Origin of the sequence: Nocardia sp. NPDC004168, from assembly GCF_040610355.1 — a bacterium.
Lineage (GTDB): Bacteria > Actinomycetota > Actinomycetes > Mycobacteriales > Mycobacteriaceae > Nocardia > Nocardia sichangensis.
The window spans coordinates 12,753-32,120 of sequence record NZ_JBEXME010000015.1; the positions used below are offsets into that span (position 1 = coordinate 12,753).

Annotated in this window: 13 protein-coding genes; 6 read left to right on the forward strand and 7 right to left on the reverse strand. The window is 66.3% G+C overall.

The features are described from left to right. The first annotated feature begins 155 nt into the window (after positions 1 to 155). Positions 156 to 1,616, forward strand: coding sequence for a helix-turn-helix domain-containing protein (locus tag ABZW96_RS24355; protein ID WP_281918472.1), 1,461 nt, complete (start codon positions 156 to 158; stop codon positions 1,614 to 1,616). Continuing rightward, a complete protein-coding gene (locus ABZW96_RS24360; protein ID WP_355077935.1) occupies positions 1,613 to 2,509 on the forward strand; it encodes an aminoglycoside phosphotransferase family protein in 897 nt (298 codons plus the stop codon). Before ABZW96_RS24355 ends, ABZW96_RS24360 begins: the two co-directional genes overlap by 4 nt. A 332-nt stretch (positions 2,510 to 2,841) precedes the next feature. Here the strand turns inward: ABZW96_RS24360 and mobF are convergent, their stop codons facing one another. After that, a complete protein-coding gene (gene mobF, locus ABZW96_RS24365) occupies positions 2,842 to 7,572 on the reverse strand; it encodes a MobF family relaxase (protein WP_355077936.1) in 4,731 nt (1,576 codons plus the stop codon). A 956-nt stretch (positions 7,573 to 8,528) separates the two neighbouring features. On the opposite strand from mobF, the gene ABZW96_RS24370 reads away from it, so the two are divergent. From ABZW96_RS24370 to ABZW96_RS24380, 3 genes are all read left to right on the forward strand, one after another. After that, positions 8,529 to 9,455, forward strand: a complete 927-nt coding sequence (locus ABZW96_RS24370) for an ATP-binding cassette domain-containing protein (protein WP_355077937.1) — start codon at positions 8,529 to 8,531, stop codon at positions 9,453 to 9,455. Continuing rightward, positions 9,452 to 10,267 (forward strand): ABC transporter permease, encoded by an 816-nt coding sequence (locus ABZW96_RS24375; protein ID WP_355077938.1) that lies wholly within the window; start codon positions 9,452 to 9,454, stop codon positions 10,265 to 10,267. The genes ABZW96_RS24370 and ABZW96_RS24375 overlap by 4 nt, the downstream gene beginning before the upstream one ends. Before the next feature lie 484 nt (positions 10,268 to 10,751). Next, a complete protein-coding gene (locus ABZW96_RS24380) occupies positions 10,752 to 11,417 on the forward strand; it encodes a sigma-70 family RNA polymerase sigma factor (RefSeq protein WP_355077939.1) in 666 nt (221 codons plus the stop codon). An 853-nt stretch (positions 11,418 to 12,270) separates the two neighbouring features. Here the strand turns inward: ABZW96_RS24380 and ABZW96_RS24385 are convergent. The 5 genes from ABZW96_RS24385 to ABZW96_RS24405 form a co-directional block, all read right to left on the reverse strand. Then, a complete protein-coding gene (locus tag ABZW96_RS24385; RefSeq protein WP_355077940.1) occupies positions 12,271 to 12,726 on the reverse strand; it encodes a VOC family protein in 456 nt (151 codons plus the stop codon). Positions 12,727 to 12,850: 124 nt separating this feature from the next. Next, complete coding sequence (locus ABZW96_RS24390; RefSeq protein WP_355077941.1) at positions 12,851 to 13,930, reverse strand: FAD-dependent oxidoreductase; 1,080 nt, start codon at positions 13,928 to 13,930, stop codon at positions 12,851 to 12,853. Between the two features lie 47 nt (positions 13,931 to 13,977). Beyond that, positions 13,978 to 14,814, reverse strand: a complete 837-nt coding sequence (locus ABZW96_RS24395) for an alpha/beta hydrolase (RefSeq protein WP_355077942.1) — start codon at positions 14,812 to 14,814, stop codon at positions 13,978 to 13,980. Beyond that, entirely contained in the window at positions 14,811 to 16,040 is a 1,230-nt protein-coding gene (locus ABZW96_RS24400) for an MFS transporter (protein ID WP_355077943.1), read from the reverse strand. The genes ABZW96_RS24395 and ABZW96_RS24400 overlap by 4 nt, the downstream gene beginning before the upstream one ends. Positions 16,041 to 16,054: 14 nt before the next feature. Beyond that, the gene (locus ABZW96_RS24405) at positions 16,055 to 17,443 is read right to left on the reverse strand and encodes an FAD-dependent oxidoreductase (protein ID WP_355077944.1); all 1,389 of its coding nucleotides are present in this window, start codon (positions 17,441 to 17,443) and stop codon (positions 16,055 to 16,057) included. A gap of 102 nt (positions 17,444 to 17,545) precedes the next feature. Between ABZW96_RS24405 and ABZW96_RS24410 the strand changes: the two genes are divergently transcribed. After that, positions 17,546 to 18,412, forward strand: a complete 867-nt coding sequence (locus tag ABZW96_RS24410) for a metalloregulator ArsR/SmtB family transcription factor (protein ID WP_355077945.1) — start codon at positions 17,546 to 17,548, stop codon at positions 18,410 to 18,412. A 24-nt stretch (positions 18,413 to 18,436) separates the two neighbouring features. Here the strand turns inward: ABZW96_RS24410 and ABZW96_RS24415 are convergent, their stop codons facing one another. Further along, positions 18,437 to 19,309 (reverse strand): AbiV family abortive infection protein, encoded by an 873-nt coding sequence (locus ABZW96_RS24415; RefSeq protein WP_355077946.1) that lies wholly within the window; start codon positions 19,307 to 19,309, stop codon positions 18,437 to 18,439. Positions 19,310 to 19,368 lie beyond the last annotated feature (59 nt).

A 19,368-nucleotide genomic window follows, 5' to 3' on the forward strand; every position in this document is an offset into this window, starting at 1 on the left:
CGGCTTGCCGTCCCAACGCCCGACGGGACTAGCCCCACTGGGGCTTGCGCATCGTCAATAACTGGCTGGGTTCAGGCGAAAGGATCATTTGTGCACGTAGAAGCCATCCACCGCATACTGTGAGACAAACTGCGGTCAACCGACTGAGGTGAGATATGAATACTGGGGGACGTATCTGCCGCACATGCCGCACGACGCTGCCCAACAAACACGCCGGAAACCTCTGTGCCGACTGCGCCTGCGCTGCCGGGTTCAAGCACGCGCTCACCGCCGACTTCTTCGACGATCCCACGATCCGCGCGGCGCTGGCAGACCACGACTTCAGCGTCGTGTTCACCGTGATTCGCGAAGCAACCGGCCTCTCACAACTTCAACTGGCCGCGTTGCTCGACCTCACACAGTCCAGAATCTCAGCCGTCGAACGCGGAGAACGCCGTCTCACCAGCGCCAAACTGGTCGCCAGAATCGCCGAAACCTTCGCGATCCCCGCCTCGCTGCTCGGGTTCGGCTCCGGAACTGCGAGTAATCTGGCCCGCGAGGAGGTGACGTGGGTGGAACGCAGAGACTTCATCACCCTGGCAACCGCAGCCGCACTCGGTTCCCATCTTCACCCGCAACTCGACCGGCTGGGCAGCATCCTTCCTGACCGGCTCGAGCCAGTCACCCGACCCCACATCGGATCCGCCGACATCGACGCCATCGAAGCCATCACCGACGGATTCCGGCGATGGGACCTCGCGCACGGCGGCGGACTCTGCCGGACCGCTGCACTCACCCAACTGCACCAAGTCCGCGCCCTGGAAGGCGCCGCATGCACCACGGACGTTCGAACACGTCTGTGGATCGCCACCGCCGACCTGGCAAGCATGGCCGGCTGGCTGGCCTACGACATCGAAGAACACGACTCAGCCCGCAAACTGTGGACATACGCCCTGCAAACCGCCCACCGCGGCCAAGACCATCCGCGCAGCACCGACCTGACGGTCAGCATTCTCCTCGACATGGCCCACCAGTCCCTGCACCTGAAACGACCTGATGAAGCACTAAAATTCGTGCAGCTCGCCTCATCGACCGCCGCCAGCAGGCGCCATCCGATCAGCACCATCACCGCCGGATACATCGCAACGGTAATGGGCTGGTGCTGGGCATCCCTGAACGACTCCGCAGCCACCCAGCGCGCCCTCGGGCTATCCGAAGACCGCTACGCAGCAGCCGAGCCCGACACCACTCCCTCCTGGGCATGGTTCGTCACGCCCGCGGAAATCGCCGCTCAACACGGCCATGCGATCTATTTGCTGTCGCTCTCCGATCCCAAGTTCGCGCTATCGGCGGTCGAGCGTCTGTCCACCGCGATCCCTGGCCACGCCAGCGAACATGCGCGCAGCCGCGCCGTCGCCTTACCCACCCTTGCCGGCGCCTGTTTGCAGGCGGGTGATTTCGACTCGGCCAACCGGTACGGGCGTGAGGCGATTACGGCGATCACCGAGCTGTCTTCACCCCGCTGCTACGTCCGCCTCCGCGACCTGGACACCATCGCCACCCAGTACGACGGCGACCCGATCGTTGCTGAATTGCGCGGCGATCTGAGGGCGGTCCTCGCTACTGCGGGCTCATGACCACCGAAAGCCAGCTTCCCGGTCGCGCAGCCGTGAGTGTTGCCTGTCAGGAGTTCGGCGTCGACGACCGCGACGCGCAACTGCTGCATCATCGGTCGAACGCAGTGTGGTTGCTGCCGCACGCTGATCTGATCGTGCGCCTGGCGCCCGACACCGCCTACCGGCGCGAGCGCGCTCACACCGCCGTCGCCGTCACACGGTGGCTGGCAGCTGAAACCCAATCCATCGCGCTCACTCCAGCATCCGGAACCCAGCCAGTTATCGCCATCGGCGCAATCGCCACCTTCTGGCCCTACCGCCCCACACCTGAACCGCCGGGCCCGGCCGACCTCGGGGCACTTGTACGGCGGCTGCACTCGGTGGCGCGGCCGCCGTTCCCCGTGCCGCGATACCAGCCGCTGCGGCGGCTGTTCGAAGCCCTAACCCTCGATGACGAGCGGACGACACCTGCACTCACCGACTCGGAGCGGGCGTGGCTGCACGCCCGCGCCGAGGCACTGGTCGGCCAGTTCACGCAGACCGAATTCCCGCTCGGGGAAGGTCTTGTGCATGTCGACGTCCACAGCGAGAACGCCGTCTGCGATCATGGGCAGTGGGTGCTGATCGACTGGGATCAATGCAGCATCGGGCCACGCGAACTCGACCTGGTGAACGGGTTGCCCGATCACTTCCACCAACCACAACACGAGCGGGCACGCTTCGCAGCCGCCTACGGATACGACCTGCTCGACTGGCCCGGATGGACTTTGCTGCGCGACATCACCGAACTGCACTCGCTCGGCGCCTACATCCGGCTCGCACCGAGCAAGCCCGCAGCAGACGAAGAACTGCGGCATCGCCTCGTGTCATTGCGAACCGGCGACCAAGCCGCAGTCTGGCAAGCGGTGTCGTGATCTCGTGCGTCGTTCTCCGCGACCATCGAGGTAATCAGTCCGAGCGACTACCAGCTCAAGAGTGTCCGATTAGCGGCGGATCCGATCCCGGTACTGGTTAGTTTCCGGTCGGGGTGATCCGGCCTTTGAAGGTGATCGCTGGCCAAACGCTCAAATCTACTGATGGAGATCGCCGCAACCACCGTTAGCGAGATAGACCCGAGCGAGCCTATGGCGTGCGATGAACTGCGCCATCGCGTCCGATCGCTAGGCACCGGTCGACAGAGCCGTGGTTTGGCATGCGGTCTCCTGATCGGCGTCCGTATGGTTCGGCCGTCCAGGTGCCGATGACGTCATAGTCCGAAATCCGTACCGATCTGCTGATCAGGAACGCTCACCGATTGGTCGACGTCGAAGTCGTTCTCGCCCGCCATGGCGGGAGCTTGCCGAAGTTGGTCTTCCAGTACCCGGTGTTCCGGGCTCAGTGTGCTGCGGCGGTGCTGTTCGGCGTGGTATTCGACGAGTTGCCGGCGGAAGTAGGTGGTGCGCTCGCTGGCTTCTTCATCGACGGTGGCTTCGACCTGGCTTTCGGGAAGTTGCTCATTCGGCGGTGGTTGTGGGTGCCTGGTGAGTTGGTGGTGCCAGTCGTCTTCTGGCCCGGCGAAGAGGACTGCCTCACGGTGAGCGTTGCGGGCGTTGGTGCGGGCAGAGTTGTGATGCCGGTCGCGAATGTTGCGTTCGACGATCAGTGTGTCGATGCGGGCTTGTAGCTGGCGGCGGTGGCCGCGGCGGTAGCGGGGAGTCGCGGCGAGTTCGTCTCGGGCATTGTGTAATTCGGTCGCTGCGGTGCCAGCGGCTTCGACCGCCGCCTCGAGCTGGTGGTCGGCGTGTTGGGCGTTGCGGATCGCCTCCTGCGCGGCGCGGTGGCGGCGGGCGGTGTCTTCGGGATCGGGCTCTTCGTGCCGGTACGTGGCAGGGCTGAAGATGAACGCATCCGTGTCGACGAGCGCAAGTTGCTGGTGGAGTTCGCTGATGTGCTGATCGAGTTCCTCGTCGGTCAGCAGCATCAGGGGGTTGCTCTCCGCCTGCCCTGTCAGCTCTGAGGACAGTGAGTTCGTGGCGTCGTCGTCCGATGGCTGATGGTGGATGACGCCGTTGTCGGAGGTGGGTGTTTGGAGTTGCACGCGTGACCACAGCGCGGCGGCGGGCATCTCGTCTGGGAGGGAATGTTGGTTCGCGGCGTCGGTGAGCAGGCCCATGACGTCGATTCCGCTTTCGTGTGCGGTCTCGAGTTTGGCGGCGAGGGTGGGCCAGTAGGGGTCGGTGGTGATGCGTGGGTTGAGGTGTTGGACGACGGGCGCCCACTTTTTGACCGGCAGATTACGGTCCCCCAAAGCGCTTGTGACACGGCGGTCAAGCCTCTGCTGATGCTCGTGTTCTATGGTGGCGTAGCGGTGTGGACCGGTGGGTCGTAGGTCGTGGTCGGGGATGTGGAGACCGGCTCGCCACACGGCTAGGTCGGCCACCAGCTGCGGGTCGACATCCAACAGTGCGCGCGCCCAGTGGGGTGCGGTGGCGGGTGTCCAGTTGCCGGTGTCGTCGCGGATCTGTTCGGCGAGGTCGGCGACGATGCGGTGGCGGGCTCGCAGTTCTTTGGTGAGGGGATGGTCGTCGAGCGTGTGGGGTAGTCCGCGGGTCCAGGGCAAGGGACCGGTGCCGGTGGAGTGTGTGCCGGACGGGTCGAGGCGCCAGTCGAGGACGGCTGCGGGGTCGTGGGCGGTGTCGAGTTCGCGCGCGGCCGCGGTGTGTAGGGCGGTGATGGGGTCGCGTCCGGTCATCGCGACGAACGCGAGGTGTTGGCGCAGGAGAGGGTAGGCGGGGCTGTCGGTGAGATGCGGGCGCAGGTTTTCGGCCGCAGTGTCGATGCGGTCCAGTCCGGCCGGACCGAGCGCTTCTTCGGCTGCGACCCCGATCGCGTCGAGGTAGATATCGAGGGCACGCCCGATCCGGGTGTGCGGATCGAGCGCATCACGCAGCTGCACGTGCGCGGACTTCTGTGCACTATCGCGCTCGAGGATGGACACCAGAACCTCGACTGCGGTGCGTGGAACGACGGCGGGTTCGCTCCAAAAGGAGGCTTCGCTGCCGTTCGATGCGGTCGGGATGTAGAGGTGGTTGCCATGGACACCACGAGTCATCGCGACATACAACTGCTGGCGCGATTCGCCTCCTGTGAGCGCGACATGGCAAGTGTCGGCGGTGATTCCTTGCGCGGAATCGATCGTCGCGGCATACCCGAGACGCACATGCGCGCGCACATAATCCGAAGGAAAGCGCACACTCCCGCCGGAATCTTCGTCGCGGGAGTGGCGGTGTGTGGCGATGATGCTGCCGTCGTTGTGGATGGCGGTGATGGTCCAGACGTAGCCGTTGCGCACCCAATCGTGGTCGCCGAGACGCAGTCGTGGATTGTTTCGGCGACTGCGGATCGTGTCGCCGACAGAGGCGGTCAGGCCGTCGGCGAGCACACACTCGCCGCCGACTACGCCCCCGGCCCGCGCGATCCGGTCGGCTCGTGCGCGAATATTCAACGCGCTCACCACCTCGTGCGTGGCCGCCAGCATGACGCCGTCACGGCCGGAGAGATGGTCGCTCATCCACGCGGTGTAGGCGTCACCGTGGGTGGCACCGTGGTGACCGGCATACACACGGCCGTTGTCCAGATACCAACCCAACGCGGCCGGGTCGCCGTCGCGCAGCTGCAAGCTGGCAGTCCCTTCGGCCGTCGAGGCGAACCGCACGACGTTCGTGAGGGTCATCGTGTGGTCGGCTGCGGCGACACGCATGTCGGTGTCCGCACCGCCGGTTTCGATCGCGGGCAGCTGCTGGTCGTCGCCGATGCAGCGGATCGTCGCCCCGCGCTCGGTTAAGAACTCGAGCAGTCGTAGGCGTTTGATGTTGCTGATCCTGACGTGCTCATCGATGATCACTAACGTTTCCGAGCCGATCTCACGCACCCAATCCGGCAGCGGGGGTGGTTCGAACTCGGGGCTGTCCGCGCCCGGAGTGTGCTGGTTCAAGACGTAGAGGAGCTTGTCGACGGTCTCCACGCGGGCGCCGATCGACCTCCCCAGCACTGCCGCAGCCGATGCGGTGGGAGCGAGGCCGAGGACGTTCCCGCCGCTGGTGTGCCACGCGTCGGTGAGCACGCACATTGCAGTGGTCTTGCCTGTTCCGGCCGGGGCGTTGGCAGTATGCACGCGCAAGCCGGAGGTGGCGAAGCCTCCGATGACACCGACCTGCCCGGTATTCAACGGCCGGTCCGGGTGGGTGGTGTTGAAGCTGTGGACGGCGGCGTGGACTGCTTCTGGTGGCAGTTGCCGTCCGCCGGGCTGGACCGACAGCTCGATCAGCCGCCGCTCCACCGACAACACGCGCGCCGAAGTGTAGAGCTGTGCTGCCGGATTCGCGTAGACGCTGGTGTCGTCGCGGCGGCGCAGCACCTGCGGAACCGTGGACAATTCGGGCTCGTCGGCCTGGTCGGGGTCCCCGCGCGCGATCGACCGCGCAGGCGACAACGCCTCGGCAACGACGGCTGTGGTGACCCGTTCCCATTCTCTGCCCGTGACCTTGCCGCGCAACTGTCGTTCGGTTTCGGCGCGCACGTTGGTGGCCCGCCACGTCGAGCGATGCTCCGAAACCACCTCCAACACCTGCTCGGCCGCACGGGCGATCCACTGCGGTGATGGTGTAACCCGCAGCGTCTGTCCAGGATTCAGTGCCGCAGTGATCATCCGCGACACGGCGCCCCGGCCACCGAGCAGCCACAGCGCCTCGGCCCGCCAGCTGGCGCGTTGTTCGGCCAGAGACCGCAAGGCGTGCTTGGCGGGGCGTGTTTCGAGCGTGGCCTGCTGCGCCAGGTCGTACATTTCACCGGGGGTGGGTTCGCGCCCGAACCGCTGCTGGAAGTCTGCCGCGAGCGTGCCCGACCGCAGTCTGATGTCGGCTTCCCGCCGCGACCAAGCCTCGATCAACGACGCTGGGATGCCGTCGATTTCCCGGATCGGTCGCTTAACCTGATCGCTCATAGTGCGTTCAGTGAACTGCACACCGACGAGATCCTCGAGGTGGTGCTCTAAACGGGTGTTGTAGATCTCCGAGACGGTGACCACGGACTGATAGATCGCGGCGCCATAGAGGGTGCGCCAACGCCCATCCAGCGTGGCGACCCGATTGGCGATCAGCACGTGTGTGTGCAGGTCCGGGTCGCCGGCACGGGAATCGCGGTGCGTGAACCGGGCAGCCACGATGCCCTCGACATCTACCTGCCGAACACCGTTACGACCCAGACGGGTGACGACCGCGTGCTGTTCCATCCACGCCAGGGCGTCGTCGATCGCGGCGCGGTGGGCGGCCTCGATCTTCTCCGCAACGCTGCGAGGCGCGAGCGCCCACAGCACCGACACCGACTTCACCGGTGAGAACGTGATGTCGAAACCCGCCACCGCGGCGGTGTTCGGGCGTGAGTTCTTCGCCACCCAGCCGGACAACTCGCGCGCACCTATCGGCGCACGACCGTATTCTTCGGTGAACATTTTTGTCGCCACCGCAGTGCGCATGCGTGCCCGTTCGGCATCAGGAATAGCGTCATGCGGATCCGATCCGCGTGACATATTGTGTGTCTCGAATGCGTCCGCGCATCGTTTTCGGAACTCGGAAACCTCGCGATAAACGCGATACGGATTGCCCAACCGGGAGGCTTTGTCTGCTGCTCGCGCGGCATCCTTGTGCTTGGCACCCAGCCGGACCTGCTCGTCGTAGACTTCGGTTTCGATCAGGTCGGCGTTCGGGTGACGACCCAACCCGAACAGGGATTTCATCTGTTCCTCGGTCACTTCATCGCCTGGGGTGATGTCGAGAGCGGTCAAGCCGGTGCCATGCCAGACTCCAGGTGCCTCACCATGCGCGGAGTAATAGTCGGCCAGGCTGGAACGGCCACGCGAGCTGGCATCGTGCGCAGCCACATTTCGCAGATAGTACTGATAGCCATTGCCTGCCACGACTTTGTGAATAGTCGCGGTCATACATCTATCAAGCACACACTTCGCGATTGTTGCCAAGGGTTTCGCCCACCCGATTTTGCGTCGAGTTCGACGAATCGCTGGTCGTTATCAAACCGTGTTATCCGGGATGAAAGAGGTGTGCCTGAGATGAGGGGGAAGCCATGGGTCGTGGAGGTGTGGTAGCGAGGTGTCCTGTTCGGATGTACTTTTCGGTGTTCGGGTCTACTTTTCGTGGGTGGGTTCGGAGTTCGGATGTAGGTTTCGTGACTGCTGATGCTGACCTGCAAAGATCCGCTCGTTGCTGTCAGTCACTCCGCTGTCACTCGCTCCGTCGCGTGCTCCAGCCGGGCTGACGCCCCTCGATCCGAAAGGTAGATCCGGACACCTGCGCCGCCGAGCTGTCCACCCCAACTTTTCGTGCCGCAGGTCAGGCGGGCGCGGTCCGAAAGGTTCACGCGGACCGGACACGAGGAGTGGTCTATGTAGATGTAGTTGCGAAGTGGGTGGCATGTTGGGCGCAATTGAGGCGTAGAGGTTTTCGTTGATGGGATGGCGATCCGATCGCTGGTCCAACGGGGAGCCGACGCGGTCGATGTCGGCTGATGCACGTGGAGACCGGAGCGGGCTCCGGGTGGACGTGGCCAGGCGGCTACGCCCGCGCCAGGTGATTTGCGGCGCCCTCGCGGTGGGTGCCTCTTTCACGAGCATCCGCGTTGCCGCTATGAGGGTCGGGAGTGGCAGTGGCTGCTGTCATCGGTGTCACTGCATGGGTTGCAGCACCCGGCGTAGCTCGCCCCGCGTGTGATCCACATGATCACCGACCTCCGCTGGGCCCCGTGCATCCATCGCGCGGCTGGTTCGTCTGAGGAAGCGGACTCCCATCCACCCCGGGGTGGGAGCACACCTTCTTCCGAGAGGAACCCTGCGATGACCATCCATCTTTCCAACCACGTGTTCAACCGTGTCGGGGGTGTGCGATGACCGCCCCGGCCGTCGTGGTCGAGGATCTGCACGTCGCCTACGGCAAAACCTGGGCCCTCGACGGCATCGACGTGGAAGCCGCTGCGGGCACGACCCTTGGGGTGCTCGGCCACAACGCTGCGGGCAAGACCACGCTGATCCGCGCGCTCACCACTCTGGTGCGGCCCACCGTCGGCCGCGTGCAGATCGCCGGTCTGGACGTGATCGCCGATGCCACCGAGGTTCGCCGCCGGATCGGGGTGACCGGTCAATACGCCGGACTCGACGAATTCCTCACCGCGCGGGAGAACCTGGAGCTGATCGGTCGCCTGACCGGGCTGCGCCGCACCGCCCTCACACGAGCCGACGCGCTGATCGACCGGCTCAGGCTGCACGAATACGCGACCCGGCGGGTCGGGGAACTGTCCGGCGGCTCCCGCCGCCGCATTGACCTGGCCGCCAGCCTCGTCGGCGATCCGTCGGTGCTGTTCCTCGACGAGCCGACCACCGGTCTGGACCCCCTCGCCCGCGCCGGATTGTGGGACGTCGTCGACGAGCTCACCGCCGCGGGCACCACCGTCGTGCTCACGACCCAGTATCTCGAGGAAGCCGACCGGCTCGCCGACCACATCGTGGTGCTCAGCCACGGCCGGGTCGCCGCTCGCGGCACTCCCGCCGAGCTGAAACGGATCGTCGGCGGCAAGGTCCTGCACGCCACCGTCCCCGCCCACCGGATTTCGGATCTGCCGTTCACCCCGGACACCGATCGGGTCGACGGCACCCGGGTGCGGGTGTCGGTCACCGTCAACGATGCCCCCACCGCGACCGCACTAGTCGCCGACCTGCACCGCGCCGGCATCGACGTCACCGATCTGGACGTGACTTCCCCGAGCCTCGACGACGTCTTCTCCCATCTCGCCCACACCACCGGAGCCCACCGATGACCACCACCACTAGTACGACCGTGATCGGGCGTTCCCCGATCGTCGACCAGCTCGCCGCCCTGACCATCCGGAGCCTGCGCACCAGCGCCCGCGTCCCGCAGCTGCTGATGTTCTCGCTGACCATGCCGATGGCGATGCTCGTGCTGTTCAGCCAGGTGTTCCGCAGCGTCGCCGCCGGACCCGGCTTCCCGGCCGGGGTCAGCTACATCAACTTCCTCACCCCGGCCATGCTCGCGGTCTCCACGGTGATGGCCGGCACCAACGCCGGAGTCTCCGCCGCGATCGATCACACCAACGGCCTGCACGACCGCTTCGCGGCCCTGCCCATGCGAGCGACGTTGCCCGGCGTGGCTCGCACCGTCAACGAGGCCGTGTTCACTCTCGCGAGAGCCGGGCTGCTCGGGATCGCCGCTGTGCTGCTGGGTTTCGACTTCCACGGCAGCGCCGTCGATGCCGTTGCCGCGGTCGTGGTGCTGGTGGTGCTGGCGGGGGCGATGAGCGCGCTGTTCGGGCTGATCGGGGACCGGCTACGCCGCCCGGACGTGGTCCAGTTCGCCGGGATGATGGTGATGATGCCGCTGATGTTCGTCTCGAGTGCGTTCGCACCGATCGACACCATGCCCGGCTGGATGCGGGCCATGGCCACGGTCAATCCGGTCGCCCACGCCACCGACGCCCTGCGCGGACATGTTCTCGGCACCGCCACCACCGCGGACACCGTCACCGCCCTGGTCGCGGCGCTCGGACTGTGGGCCGCGGTCACCGTTGCCCCCGCTATCGCCCGGTGGGCCCGGTCGGCCCGTGCCCGCTGAACGACGTACGCCGCATCCGCCTCGTCTCCTCCATCCGGCAGGGATAGGACGAGGCGGTTTCGCGTGTGCGCTGTCCGCCTACCTGGAACCGGGCACGCTGATGGCCCCTACCCGGCGGCGAGGTAGGGGCGCATGGGTGTGTCCTGGTTCAGCGGATATGCCCGGTGGCGGCGTGGATCGCGCTCATGGGGTGGTGTCGAGCAGATGCAATTCCTCGGCCACGATCAGATCGACCTCTTCGTCGGTCAGATCCGACAGCAGATGTGTCGTGAGCATCGCTCTCACCTCCTCACCGCGCTGATTGGGTTTGTCGAATCGGAGATTCCGATATCGACTTCGACACCCATACAGACGTGACACTCCGGATAGGGACGCACGGATGCGTCCGATCGCGGTCATCACCGTCATTACGTGCGATGACGAACCAAGGGCTCGCCACCGCGCTAGCAGGCGAGGATGCTGGAGACGGAGAGGAATCCCGATCATGAGCCAGCCAACGGCCACCACAGCGACCACACCACAGCCGCAACCTGGTGATCTCGAACAGCTGTGGCGCCGCTTTTCCAGCGACCTGCGCGCCTTCATCGCCCGCCGGGTCTCCCGCCCGGAAGACGCCGACGACATCTTGTCGATCGTGTTCCTGCGCATGGGCAAAAGCTTGGACAACTTGCGCGATCAGGACCGGCTTCTGGGTTGGATGTATGCCATCACCCGCAACGCCATCACCGACTACTACCGGTCGGCGCCCCATCGCCGCGAACTACCCGTCGACGCCGTCCCGGACAACCCGTCCGCGGGCGAGGACGAACTCGACGCCGACGACGCGGCGCAGAAAGAACTCGCCGCCTGCCTTGTGCCGATGCTTTCCGCGCTGCCCGCCGAGCAGGCGGCCGCGGTGAAGATGGTCGACCTCGACGCCCGCACGCACGCCGCTGCCGCAAGCGAGGCCGGTATCTCAGTGTCCGGGATGAAATCCCGTGTCCAACGCGGCCGCGCCGCCCTGCACGCCCAACTGCACGCTTGCTGCCGGATCAGCCAGGACCGCACCGGCCACGTCCACGACTACCAACCCCGCGAGGGAGCCTGCGGAGACACAGCCAGTAGGGACGCAGGCTGCGGCTGTGGTGCTACCGCACCCTCGGACCAGTAGACCGGCGCATCGACTCGGAACGTCCACCGGTCATCCGCATATCACCACGACCAGACAAAGGTGCGGTGCGAGCCTCGAGGGGCTCGCACCGCGCTGTCCCGGGTGAGGGCTACTGACAGCCGCATCCGCCGCCGGCCGTGGCCGCTGGAGCGCAGCATGTCGCCTTTTCGCTGTCATCACAGCACGCGGTCTGCCGTTCGGTGCTGCAACAGGTGGGCGCCGCAGGTTGCGGGGGTGCGTCCGTGCGAACTGTCGCCGGGGACTGGAACTCGGTCGGGTCGGTCATGGTGACTCCTTGATCCGTGGGGACTGGCATCAGGACAGACGGAGGACCACAGGAAAGGACGCACCTCGCCGCAGCGTGAGTGAACGCGGGCAGGACAATCGCGGCACGGTCGAAGATTCGGCTGGGACCTTGGAATCCTCCCGGCGCTCACCGAACTGGCGTGGCATCGAGTGCTCGCGGGGTGCTTGCTCTCTCCTGGTGAATCCTGGCGTTGTTCATCGACGAACTAGGACCGAGCCTGGATGTGGCGGTATCGGCGAGAAGTGTCGTCACCAACGAGCGAGTCTTGCTGGCAGGGCGTGCCTACGCCGATGATCGTGTGCCTAGCTGGTAGGGCCAGCTGCTCGGTCTGTGTGCTCGGCGTTCGGTTCGGTCCTACATTGGACCAGCCGGATACTGGGTGAGGACCGAACCCTGTGTCCTACGGATCCGGCAACCTCGAAGAGCATGCCGCGGAGTGACCGGGCTGCAGTTGGCGTTTTTGTCCGCCGTGGTGGCAGCTGACGTGGTCGAGCGTACTTGCACAGACAGAAGTGGATGTCGCCTATTTTTCGTGCGCGGGCATTCCTACGTGGGATCGTTCTTGCCGCATTCCGCGCTGACCGGACGCAGTAGTAACTGCCAATCCCAGGACGGGCGCCTGGCCAGCAGGTGAGGGAATTCGGTTTGCAGTACGCAGAACTCGTTGTCCCAAGGATCTCGCATGACCCAGAAGTCGTAGCCGCGTTCCTGTTGGTGATCCCACCTGGCTGCGCCGAGCGCCTCGAGTCGACGTACCTCGGCTTCCACGTCGTCGGTCTCGATGTCGATGTGTATCCGCTCCTTCAACACCTTCTCATCGGGGGTCGCTTGCAGCAAGATCCGTACCTCGGAATCGGGTAGGCGCAGACGCCGGTAGACACGGCGGCTGCTGGGGTTCAGGGGTTCCTCAGTCGCGTCGAGGGCGCGCCCCCAGAATATGACCGCTCGGTCGAGATCCGATACGTCGATGACAATGTGGCACAGTCGACTTCGATGGCTCACGACCCGAAGCGTAGCGCGATCCCGGCCAGGTTGCGGACGGAGTAGCGCACGCTCATGCCGTTACGTGAGCCCGGATCGCTTGTTGCGTGCACATGGTCGGACTGGCGCCGTGACTTCGGCTGGTTCATGACCTCGGATGAGCATCGCTGTGTGCCGATGTCGTCAGCTTACGGCTGGTGATTCTGGTGATGAGGTGTTGGGCGTCGCGGCCTACTCCGCGTAGAGAGTTGGAGGAGGGGGTGCGTTGCCATTCCAGGCCGAGGTAGCCCAGGCCGGGGTGGGTGAGGGAGAGTCCCTGCCGGTGGCGGGGGGTGTGGTTGTCGGTGAGTGCGCCGAGATCTTTCAGGTAGGGCAGGTGCGGTCGGTAGCCGGTGGCGAGGATGACGGTGTCTGCGGGCTGGCGTGTGCCGTCGGGCCAGATGGCGGTGGTGCGGTCGAGGCGGGTGAACATGGGTCGGGTGGTGGGGTTGTCGGTGGCGAGGGCGGTGCGGTAGCGGCCGGTGTCGAGGACGGGTTGGGTTGGTGGGTGGGTGACGAATCGGCCGAGTGGGAGGGTGTCGAATCCGGTGATCCGGAACCAGAAGTGCAGGTCTCGCCCGAGGGGTCGCTGTGGGACGAACTTGACCGGGTGTCGGCTGGCGAGTGTGACGGTGGCGTGTTGGGCGAGTTCGGCGGCGATTTGCACGGCGGTGTTGCCTGCGCCGATGACGATCACGTTCTGTCCGGTGTAGTCGTGTGGGGAACGGTATCGGCTGGCGTGCAGGAGTTTTCCGGTGAAGCTGTCCTGGCCGGGGAGAACGGGGATGTTCGGGGAGGCGAACCCGCCGGTGGCCGCGATCAGCCGGGGTGCGCCGAACGCGGCGCCGGTGTTGGTGTGGGCGGTGAAGGTGCGTCCGTCGTGGGTAACGGTGTCCACCCGGTGCTCGAGGTGGATGTCGGCATCGAGGCTGCTGGCGTAGCGGCGGAGATAGTCGACGACTTCGTCGCGGTGGGGGTAGTAGTCGGGGTCGCCGGGGAAGGGCATGCCGGGTAGGGAGCTGTATCGGGCGGGTGAGAACAGGGTCAGGCTGTCGTAGTAGTGCGGCCAGGAGCCGACGGGTTCGCTGCCGGCTTCGATCAGGGTGACCGTCAGGCCACGGCGGCGCAGGTGGTAGGTGGCGGCCAGGCCGGATTGGCCGGCGCCGATGACGATGGCGTCGCTCATGAGTTTCGTTCTTTCAGTTGTGGGTTTCGGCGGTGGGTGCGGGTGTGTCAGGAGTGGGTGAAGGCGGCTAGGGAGGTGGCGAGGAGGTGGTGGTCGACGTGGTGTCCTTGCCCGTGCAGCGTTTCGCGAGTGAGGCCGGGTATCGCGGACGCGAGGTGGTCGGCGGCGTCGAGGATGTATGGGGCGCTGGTGGTTCCGACGATCAGCCGGGTGGGCAGGGTGAGCGCGGCGTACTGGTCGACGGCGGGCGGCAGGCTCGCGAGGATCTGCATGGTGGGGATGAGGGTGGGGGCGTGCGCGACTTTCGACATCCACAGCGGGTCGCTGCGCAGGGCGGCGAGTTCGGCGGCGGAGAACCCACCGGCAGCGGGGGTGATGTCCAACAGGAGTTGTTCGTAATCTCCTGCACTGATGCGGTTTTCGAGGTGGGTGATGTCCGGGATCGGGTAGGTGATCGGTAGGGGTGGTTCGTAGAGGGCGAGTCGGCTGAAGTGTTCCGGTGCGGCGAGGGCGGTTTCGAGGGCGATGACCGCGCCGTAGGAGTAGCCGAACAGGGTGGTGACCGGTCCGACGGCGGCGGTGACGGCTCGGATGTCGTCGATCATGTGGGTGATGTGCGGGGGTGAGTTGCCCCATCCGCTGGTTCCGTGCCCGCGCAGGTTGATCAAGACGACCTCGAAATCGGCCGCGAGGTGCTCGGCCAGCGGCAGCAGGCTGATCGCGCTGCCGAGCCCACCGTGCACACCGAGCACGACGGGGCCCTTACCGCGGGCGAGGTAGGTGATTGTGGTTCCGTCCGAGGATTTCACTCGACCGCCGCGTACCAGGGTCCGCGGGGACGGTGACCGGCCAGGTGGCGGCGCGGGCTGCAGAGTGCTGGTCATCGGTGAGGTTCTTTCGCAGGCGTGGTGGGGATGCTAGCGGCGGCCAGTAGCGCGGCAGCGGCGGCGAGGGCGCCGAGGATGAGGAACGCGGTGGCGTACCCACCGACCGCGGCGGCCAGGGCGGTGGCGCCGAAGGGGGCCAGGGCCATGGTGATGGTCAGGGGCGCGGACAGCAGGCCGGTGAGCTGGCCGTAGTGGGCGCTGCCCCAGCGGTCGGTGACTGCGGTGGCTTGCAGCAGCGTGAACACGCCGCGTGCCATACCGGCGGCGATCGCGGCCGCGATCAGCGCGGCGGCGGTGGTGAACATCCCGAGCAGGGCGGTAGTGGCGGCGATGGCGAGCAGAATTGCGACGGTGCGGGTGCGGACGCTGGTGCGGGCGGCGAGGGTCGCGTAGCCCAGGCGGCTGGCGACCTGCCCGGCGCCGCCCAATCCGAGCGCGATCGCGGCGACAGTGGTGTCGAGACCGCGTTCGGTCAGCAACGGCACCAGGGTGACCACCACGGCGAAGGAGGCGAACCCGCTGACGCTCAACGAGATCGCCAGCACCAGGAACGCGCGGCTGCGCGCCACCGGTCCGGGGTGGGTGAGATGGGCGTGTTCGGGTTCGGCGGGCGGGCGCGGCGGCCACGGCAGCCGCAGCCCGAACCAGTGCCCCGGCACAGTCACCACCGCAAGAATCACGGTCAGAACCAGATATGTTGCCCGCCAATCCATGTGCGCGACCAGGGCCGCGGTCAACGGGGCGAACACGGTGGAGGCCAAACCCGCGGCCAAGGTCAGCACTGTCAGCGCACGGATCCGGTTCGGGCCGTACCAGCGGGTGAGGGCGGCGAAGGCCGGCGGATACAGCACCGCCCCCATCGCGATCCCTGCCAGCAGCCAGCCCGCGACGAACCACACCAAGGTGGGTGCGGTCGCCACCAGGATCAAGGCGGGTATGGACAGCAGGGAGCCGGTGGTCATGATCCCGCGGGGTCCGTGGCGGTCGAGCCAGCGGCCCACGGGGATGCCGGTGAGGGCGGCAAGCAGTTGCCCGGCGGAGAACGCGGCGGTCAGCGCGGTCGCCGACCAGCCGGTGTCGGTGGTGATGCGCCCGAGCAGCACAGGGAACGCGTAGAACAGGATTCCCCAGCTTGTGATCTCGGTGAGGCACAGCACCACCAGCACTCGTCGCAACCCGGACCCGGTGGCCGCTGGCCGCGATGGCGCGGAAACAGCCTCCATCACAACGGGCCGCCTCAGCGGGCGGGCACGGCGGTCAACGGCAGTTCCTGCAACGCCACCGGCCCCGACGACAACACATCCGGCCCGGTCGGTGCACCACCACAGCAGCCACCAGCTGTGGTTTCAGCGGGTTCTTCGGCCGGCGCGTCGAAGACTCCGGAGCCGCCGCAGACACCGGTGTCGGGCAGAGCGAGTTCGACGCGTTCAGCGGCTTCGTGGTCCCCGGCGAGCGCGGCGGCCAGCGAGCGGACCTGTTCGTAGCCGGTCATCGCCAGGAACGTCGGGGCGCGACCGTAGCTTTTCATCCCGGCCAGGAACACACCCGGCTCCGGATGCGAGAGTTCTTTCACCCCATGCGGGTAGACGGTGCCGCAGGAATGCACGTTCGGGTCGATCAACGGCGCCAACTCCACCGGCGCTTGGAGCACAGGATCCAGGCCGAGGCGGATCTCCGACAGCCACGACAACTCCGGCCGGAACCCGGTCAACACCACCACCCGATCCACCTCCTCGATCCGGCGACCGGCATCCGACACCAGCGTGTGCCGACCGTTGCCGGTGGGTTCGATTGCGTCGGTGCGGAATCCGGTCACCACGGTGAGCAGGCCGGCGTCGACGGCTTGTTTGGCGCGCTGCCCGAGCGCGCCGCGGGCGGGTAGCTGATCGGCCTCGCCGCCACCGAAAGTGGACCCGACCTCCCCGCGGCGCAGCACCCATGTCAACCGGGTGCCCGGCTCGTTGCTCGCGACCTCGGCCAGTGCGATGATCGCGGTCAACGCCGAATGCCCACTCCCGGCGATCACGGTGTGCTTGCCTGCGTAGCGGGCGCGGACGGTGTCGTCGTCGAGGTCGGGCACCCGGTAGTCGATCACCGCCGTAGCAGCGGTTTCGCCGAGCGCGGGCAGCCCTTCGCCGCCGAGGGGGTTGGGCGCGCCCCAGGTGCCGGAGGCGTCGATCACCGCTCGCGCCAGCACCCGGTCTTCGCTGCCGTCGCCGTAGCGCAGGTGCACCGACAACGGTTCGCTGTCGCGTCCGGCGTTCACGACCCGGTCGCGGCCGCGGCGGGCCACGCCCACGACTTCGGTGTCGAGGACGACCACGTCCTCGCCGAGGGCTTTCGCCAGCGGCATCAGGTAATCGTTCACCCACTCCTGACCGGTCGGGTAGGTGTTCTCGGCCGGGGCGGCCCAGCCGCTGGGCTCGAGCAGGCGGCGCGCGGCCGGGGCGATGAGTTCGGCCCAGCGGGAAAACAGCCGCACATGATTCCACTCGCCCACGGCCGCCCCAGCGGTGGCGCCGCGTTCGAACACCAGCGGGTTCAGTCCTCGTTCACGCAGTTCAGCAGCAGCGGCCAGACCGATCGGCCCGGCTCCGACCACCACGACGGGGAGTTTGTCCACCATGAGGAATCCTTTCATCGACGGTCATCGATTAACTTGATGCAGGACTCTATCGACGTCCGTCGATGAATGCAAGCATCGATGTTCGTCGATATAGTGGTGGTTATGACGTCGTTGGACATGCCGGTCGTGCGCGCCGCCGGTGCGGACCGGGTGGACGCGCTGACGGTGGGTGATGCCACCACCTACGCGCAGTGGTTCGCCTGCCTGGCCGATCCGACGCGGGTGCGGCTGCTGCATCAAGTCGCCACCCGCCCGGCCGGGATCACCGTCGGTGAACTCGCCGAAGCACTGGGGATCGGGCAGCCCACGGTGTCGCATCACGTGCGCAAGCTCGCCGATGTCGGGTTCGTCAGCGTCCACAAGGACCGCACCTCCACCGTGGTGATGGTCAACCCCGCCTGCTGCACCGGCCTGCCCCACGCCGCCGACGCGGTCATGGGCGTGTTGACCCCGCGTCCCTGCTGCCCCGAGGACCTGCCCGCCGACGTCGCCGTCCGGCAGATGCGCGCAGACGATTGGGAGGCGGTGCGCCGCATCTACGGCGAAGGCATCGCCACCGGCACGGCGACACCCGCCACCGAGGTTCCCAGCCGCGACACCCTCGAGGCGCGATGGTTACCGCAGCACCGATGGATCGCCGAGATCGACGGCGAAGTCGTGGGCTGGGCCGCACTCAGCCACGCCTCCCGCGATGAAGGCTACGAGGGCGTAGCCGAGAGTTCGGTGTATGTGGCCGAGCAGATGCGCGGACGCGGCGTCGGGAAAGCCCTGCTACACAAACAAGTCATCGCGGCCGACGAAGCCGGGCTGTGGACCCTGCAGACCTCCATTTTTCCGGACAACCGCGCCGCTATCGCCCTGCACCACTCCGCGGGCTACCGCACCGTCGGGGTGCGCGAACGCATCGCCCAACTCGACGGAAAGTGGCGCGACAGCGTGTTCCTCGAACGCCGCAGCCCGGTGCGCTGACCCCGCGCGGCGAGTGACCGGTGCTCAGCGCTCGGTGCCGATGTTCTGATCGTCGGGTGTGGAATCTTCGTCCGGAAGCTCGTTTTCCTCACCGAGTCGAAGCAATTCCCGAGTTTGGGCCTCGTAGCCCGGTTTGCCCATGTTCTGGAACGGGTTGGACCCCGGCGATGGAAGATGCAACCTATAGGCATCGTTGTTCAGGGTCATTCCGGGCCTGCCGTGCCGCAGAACGTCGAGCGTCGTTTCGTCGAAGCCATCATCACCCATCGCGTTCATGAGCAGCTTCCGGATCTCCTTGATGTTCTCCGGGGACGCCGGCGGGGTCGGCTCGGCGCATTCGGCCTGCTGTTTGGCTTCGATGTGCTCGCCGAGGCGCAGTTGCCAACCGATTTGATGAACACGACCGATGATGTCCCGCAAGCCTTGGTTGTCCACCTCGTCGGAGGGCGACACGATAATGCCTCCCTCGACATCGACGTAAAATCCCTTCTGCTTCATCGCATTCTGGTTCTTCGACCATTCTTCGATAGTTCCGAGGATCGCAAGGTTGGCATCAGGGTCGGGAGGTTCGACATCGAACCAGTAGTCCTCCTGAACCAGGAATCTGTGCACGCGGCGCAACTTCTCCTCGTGCCGTCCCCACAGCTGTCGAAGAGGCTGGTCCACGAAGGGTGTGCCCTCCGGTTCGTAGGCCATTTCGACGCGCCGCTGGTGTATCGCGATCGCTTTGCCGGACTCCTCCAGGGCAAGAATAGCCAGCGATCGGGCCAAACCAGCATTGCCCAAGTCGAGCACGGCGATGGCCGACCTCAGCAGGTTGTCGGCGTTCTGCAACAGCGCATCCTGCACCTGGACGACCTGCGTGGGAGTGAGGTCCGATAGACGGGGCGTTGGCATCCGACCAGTGTGAGGCAACGCACCGGCCACGTCATGCCGTCTCCGTACCGCTGGCCGAC